The following is a 5,195-nucleotide window of genomic DNA, read 5'->3' as shown; positions in this document are numbered from 1 at the left end:
CGCGGCCCGCCGCGCGGACCCGCTCGCCGCTGACGTCGCGGCCGTCCGCTACGGCGACGGCACGGCGTGGCCCGTGCTCGCCGACCAGTGGTTCGCGAGCTGGGCGCAGGCCCGGCGCGTGCGGGCGCTGCTCGACGACGGCCGCCGCCTCGCGCCGACCACGGACGCGCTGCAAGTCACCGGCACGCGTGCGAGCGCCCGGTTCCTGCGCTCCCAGCGCGAGCTCGCCGGCCGGCTCGGGATCCCGCGCGTCGGGCTCTCGGGGGAGGGGCACCTCTTCCCGCTCACCCGGCCGGACGTCGTCGGCCGCCTCGTGCGGTGCAGCTGGACACCAGCCGGACCGGACAGCGCATCGCCGATCCCGCCGAGTGCTGCGGGCGGGCCCGCGGCGGTCACTCGATGGTCAGGGCGACGGGCTCGGAGACGAGCCAGCTGAGCGAGCGCTGCTCACCGGACAGCACATTGGTCGGCCCCCACGACCCGTCGGGCTGCTGAAGGCTGTAGGAGGCGACGATCCACGGGAGGATCGCGTGGACGGAGTACTCGCCCGGGGGCAGGTTGCCCCCGGCGGGCATGCCTCCGTTGCACATCGACTCCGGTCCGATCGCGTACTCCAGCGGGAGCGCCTGTCCGGCGTCGAGCGAACTGATGCCGTCCGAGTCCGTCGCGAACCGTGTCGAGCTGACGATGCGGCCGTCCTGGACGACGACGTACGGCAGCATCCACAGGAAGTCGACGGACTCGGTGCGGGCGCTGGCGTGCCCGACGAGGGACGTGCTGACCGAGGTGCTCGAGCCCGCAGTCATCCGGACGGAGCCCGGCACGATCAGCCGGGCGAGCAGATCGTCTCCGGTCGGCTCCGGCGCCGGCATTCCGCACTCGAGCTCCTCGAACGTCACGTTCTCCGGGAACGTCGTCGTCGGCCCTGTGAAGGGGCTCACGACAGTCTCGGGGTCCTCGTGCCCCGTCCCGTCCTCTGCCTCAGGATCCGGCTCAACGACGAAGGGGACCGGTTCGGAGACGAGCCATCCGTCGAACAGCGGCGCTTCGGGACCCGCCGCCTCGACCGGCGCTCCCCAGGAACCGGCCTGCTCGAGCGCATACGCCGAGACGGTCCAGGGCACGACGGCAGACAGCTCGTAGTCTCCGGGCGGCAGTGACCGCGACTCGTCGGCGCTCCCGTCGGGGTTGCAAGCCGCGAACGAGTCGACGGAGAGCTGGAGGGCGACGTCCGCCGCCGCGGAGAGCTCGACCGTCGGCGCGTCCTCGATGGGCGCCGTCGGGTAGACGAACGAGACGACGGCACCGTCGGCGACGAGCACGTAGCCCGCGACAGCGGCGGGATCGCGAACCGAGACGCGCGCGCCAGGGGTGATCGAGACGTGGGCTGCGACGTCGATGTCACGGGTCGACACGGCAGACGGGGCGATGTCGTCGACGGTGACGCGGGCGAGCAGGTCCTCCTCGGTCGGCGTCGGGGCGGGCTGCCCGCAGAAGAGCGACTCGACGGCAAGCGGTGCCGGGAACGACGTGCGGTGGGTGGGCGTGGGAGCGGGCGTCGCGCTCGGTGACGGATCGGCGCTCGGTGCCGGCGCCGGCATGATCGGTTCGGGCGTCGTGTCCCACACCGTCGCGGCCCCGAGACCGGCAGCGGCGATGGTCAGCGCCGCGGCGACACCAACGAGGGCGTTGCGGCGACCACGTGCGCGGCGCACGCCGGCCCGGAGTCGCTCGCCGGCGACGGCGTCGTCCGTCGGCGGGACCACCTGGTCGGCCACCCTCTGGAGGGCTGCCTCGAGATCCACGGGTCCGGGATTCGTGGGGTGGTTCATCGCGCACCTCGCTTCACGGTTAGGGTCAGGTCGTCATCGGTCGGCCGGAGGGGACCGAGATGGGCTGCGAGCTTCGCGTTGGCGTCGCTCAGATAGCGCTTGACGGTGCCCTCGCTGATCGACAGCTGCCGACCGATGTCGTGCAGCGTGAGGTCGGAGTAGTAGCGCAGCACGACGCACGCCCGCTCCCGCGGGGTGAGCACGGCGAGCGCTCGGACGACGTCGAGACGGTCGTCGGGCATGCTCGGTGGCGTCAGCTCCTGCCGAGCGTCGAGCAGGTGGACGACACGGTCCCACCGCTTGCGGCGCCGTGCTCCGTCGACGAAGCGGGTGAGGATCGCTCGGCGGACGTAGCTCTCGGCGACGTCGAAGGTGGTCGCCGCACGGCCCCGGCGGAACGTCGCGAACAGTGCCTCCTGGACGAGGTCCTCGGCCTCGCCGGCATCACCGGTGAGGAGATACGCGTAGGCGACGAGTGCCCGCCGTCGTGTCCGGACCATCTGGTCCAGCACGTCTTCCCATCGCGGCATCGCGACCGCCCTCCTGTCTCTCGAACCACCGTCACCGACCTCAACGCCCGCCATCGTGATTCGGTTGGGGTGGATCCCGAAAGTCACCCGGTGGCCACGTCCGGGGACGGCACCGGGCGCATGTGACGACCGGCACGAGTGGTCGTGACGTACGCCACACGTGCGTAGACTCGCCTCCATCGTGCCGACAGGGGAGCGGCGCGCCGCAGTCGTCAAGGAGGACGGATGCTCACACTCGGTGCCGGCAGTCTCACCATCGTCGGGGTGATCGCGGCGATCGGTCTGGTCGCTCTCGCGTTCGCCCTCGTCCTGCGCAGACAGGTCCTCGCCGCCGACGAGGGGTCGTCGGCGATGCGCGACGTCGCGCAGGCGGTGCAGGAGGGCGCCGGCGCCTATCTCAACCGGCAGTTCCGCACGCTCGCGCTGTTCGCCGTGATCGTGTTCGGCCTGCTGTTCCTCCTGCCGGGCGACGGGGGCGTGCGCGTCGGGCGCTCGATCGCGTTCCTCGTGGGCGCGGGGTTCTCGGCGGCGATCGGCTACCTCGGCATGTGGCTCGCGGTGCGGGCGAACGTGCGCGTCGCCGCGGCGGCCACGCGCCCCGGCGGTCGCGCGACGGGTGCGCGCATCGCGTTCCGGACCGGCGGCGTCGTGGGGATGTCCGTCGTGGGCCTGGGCCTGCTCGGCGCGGCGGGCGTCGTGCTGCTGTACCGGGGCGACGCGCCCGCGGTGCTCGAGGGATTCGGGTTCGGGGCCGCGCTGCTCGCGATGTTCATGCGCGTCGGCGGCGGCATCTTCACCAAGGCGGCCGACGTCGGCGCCGACCTCGTCGGCAAGGTCGAGCAGGGCATCCCCGAGGACGACCCGCGCAACGCCGCGACGATCGCCGACAACGTGGGCGACAACGTCGGCGACTGCGCCGGCATGGCGGGCGACCTCTTCGAGTCGTACGCGGTGACGCTCGTCGCCGCGCTCATCCTCGGCAAGGCGGCGATGGGCGAGGAAGGCCTCGTCTTCCCGCTGATCGTCACCGCCGTCGGCGCTCTCGTCGCGGTGCTCGGCGTCTTCATCACGCGCGTGCGCGGGCAGGAGAACGGGCTGTCGGCGATCTACCGGGGCTTCTACGTGTCGGCGCTCGTCGGCGCCCTGCTCGCGGCGGCCGCGGCGTTCGTCTACCTGCCGTCGTCGTTCGACGGGCTCGGCGGCACGGCCGACCTCGGCGAGCTGAGCGGGGTCGCGGCCGACCCGCGCGTCGTCGCGAGCCTCGCGGTCGTCATCGGCGTCGTCCTCGCGGGCGTCATCCTGTGGATCACGGGCTACTTCACCGGCACGACGTCGAAGCCCACGCTCCACGTCGCGGCCACCTCGCGCACGGGTGCGGCGACGGTCGTCCTGTCCGGCATCGGCGTCGGGTTCGAGTCCGCCGTCTACACCGCGGGCGTCATCGCCGCGGCGATCTGCGGCCTGTTCCTCCTCGCGGGCGGGTCCGTGTGGCTCGCGCTGTTCCTCGTCGCGCTCGCCGGGTGCGGCCTGCTCACGACGGTCGGCGTCATCGTCGCGATGGACACGTTCGGCCCGGTCTCGGACAACGCGCAGGGCATCTACGAGATGTCGGTCGGCGAGGACGTCGCCGACGGCGGCGACACCGAGGCGGGGCAGATCCTCACCGACCTCGACGCCGTGGGGAACACGACGAAGGCGATCACCAAGGGCATCGCCATCACGACGGCCGTCCTCGCCGCGACGGCGCTGTTCGGGTCGTACGCCGACGCCGTGGACCAGGCGCTGGACGACGTCGAGAACGCGGGCGCGGGTCTCGTCACGTCGATGCTCGACTACGAGATCATCTCGCCGGTCACGCTCGTCGGCGTGATCCTCGGCGCGGCGACCGTGTTCCTCTTCTCGGGACTCGCGATCGACGCGGTGACGCGAGCCGCCGGCGCGATCGTCTTCGAGGTGCGCCGCCAGTTCCGGGAGCACCCCGGGATCATGACCTACAAGGAGCGCCCCGAGTACGGCAAGGTCGTCGACATCTGCACGCGCGACTCGCTGCGCGAGCTCGCCACCCCGGGACTCCTCGCGGCGTTCGCACCGATCGCGGTCGGATTCGGGCTCGGCGTCGGGCCGCTCGCGGGCTTCCTCGCCGGTGCCATCGGCGCGGGCGTGCTCATGGCCGTGTTCCTCGCCAACTCGGGCGGCACGTGGGACAACGCGAAGAAGATCGTCGAGGACGGCGCGTACGGCGGCAAGGGCTCCGAGGCCCACGCGGCGACGGTCATCGGCGACACCGTCGGCGACCCGTTCAAGGACACGGCCGGCCCGGCGATCAACCCGCTGATCAAGGTCATGAACCTCGTGTCGGTGCTCATCGCTCCCGCCGTGGTGATGCTCAGCGTCCCCGCGGACGCCAACCAGGCGCTGCGCATCGGCATCGCCGTCCTCGCCGCCGCGATCGCGTTCGGCGCCGTCATCGTGTCGCGCCTGCGCGCGGCGCGCGTCGACCGCGCGGAGGTCGACCGGGTCCGGGAGCGCGTGACGAGCGGCGCCTGACACCGGTCGGCGCGTCCGACGGCGGGGTGCCCGGTCCGAGGTGATTCGTCCCGCTCCGCCTAACACGCCATCATGGGGCCATGCGATCCCGGGGCCGTGCCGTCGCGCACGGCGTGGTGCTCGTCGTCATGGTGGGCCTGTGCGTCACGACGGTCGCCAGCGGGGCCTTCGACGTCGTGACGGTGCCGGCGCCCGCACCCGGCGCCCCGCCGTCGGCCGCGACCGACGACGCGGCCGCCGCACCCGGGCCCGCACCCGGCGCGACGGAGGGTGAGGTTCCGGCGGG

At 72.8% G+C, this 5,195-nt stretch carries 4 protein-coding genes and 1 pseudogene; 3 read left to right on the top strand and 2 right to left on the bottom strand.

The window, feature by feature from the left end:
* A partial coding sequence (locus JZ5iCDA_RS19115; protein WP_216093463.1) for a hypothetical protein occupies window positions 1-436 on the top strand: 436 nt, incomplete at its 5' end.
* Here JZ5iCDA_RS19115 and JZ5iCDA_RS15375 read toward each other — a convergent pair.
* Both JZ5iCDA_RS15375 and JZ5iCDA_RS15370 read right to left on the bottom strand, forming a co-directional pair.
* Complete coding sequence (locus tag JZ5iCDA_RS15375) at window positions 393-1,805, bottom strand: hypothetical protein (protein WP_139123152.1); 1,413 nt, start codon at window positions 1,803-1,805, stop codon at window positions 393-395. The genes JZ5iCDA_RS19115 and JZ5iCDA_RS15375 overlap by 44 nt on opposite strands.
* Before the next feature lie 23 nt (window positions 1,806-1,828).
* Complete coding sequence (locus tag JZ5iCDA_RS15370) at window positions 1,829-2,578, bottom strand: sigma-70 family RNA polymerase sigma factor (protein WP_253182120.1); 750 nt, start codon at window positions 2,576-2,578, stop codon at window positions 1,829-1,831.
* Between the two features lie 9 nt (window positions 2,579-2,587).
* On the opposite strand from JZ5iCDA_RS15370, the gene JZ5iCDA_RS15365 reads away from it, so the two are divergent.
* Both JZ5iCDA_RS15365 and JZ5iCDA_RS18525 read left to right on the top strand, forming a co-directional pair.
* Window positions 2,588-4,909, top strand: coding sequence for a sodium-translocating pyrophosphatase (locus JZ5iCDA_RS15365; RefSeq protein ID WP_069387945.1), 2,322 nt, complete (start codon window positions 2,588-2,590; stop codon window positions 4,907-4,909).
* 80 nt (window positions 4,910-4,989) lie between these two features.
* Window positions 4,990-5,195, top strand: a pseudogene (locus JZ5iCDA_RS18525) (hypothetical protein); the annotation flags it as partial.

Origin of the sequence: Cellulosimicrobium cellulans (genome assembly GCF_001722485.1) — a bacterium.
Taxonomy (GTDB): Bacteria; Actinomycetota; Actinomycetes; order Actinomycetales; family Cellulomonadaceae; genus Cellulosimicrobium; species Cellulosimicrobium cellulans_A.
Note: the sequence above shows the minus strand (reverse complement) of the source record. Positions and strands in the feature narration are given on the sequence as shown.

Bases quoted from the DNA above. Each gene is read 5' to 3' on its own strand.
- JZ5iCDA_RS15365 (WP_069387945.1), top strand. From the start codon at position 2,588: ATGCTCACACTCGGTGCCGGCAGTCTCACCATCGTCGGGGTGATCGCG.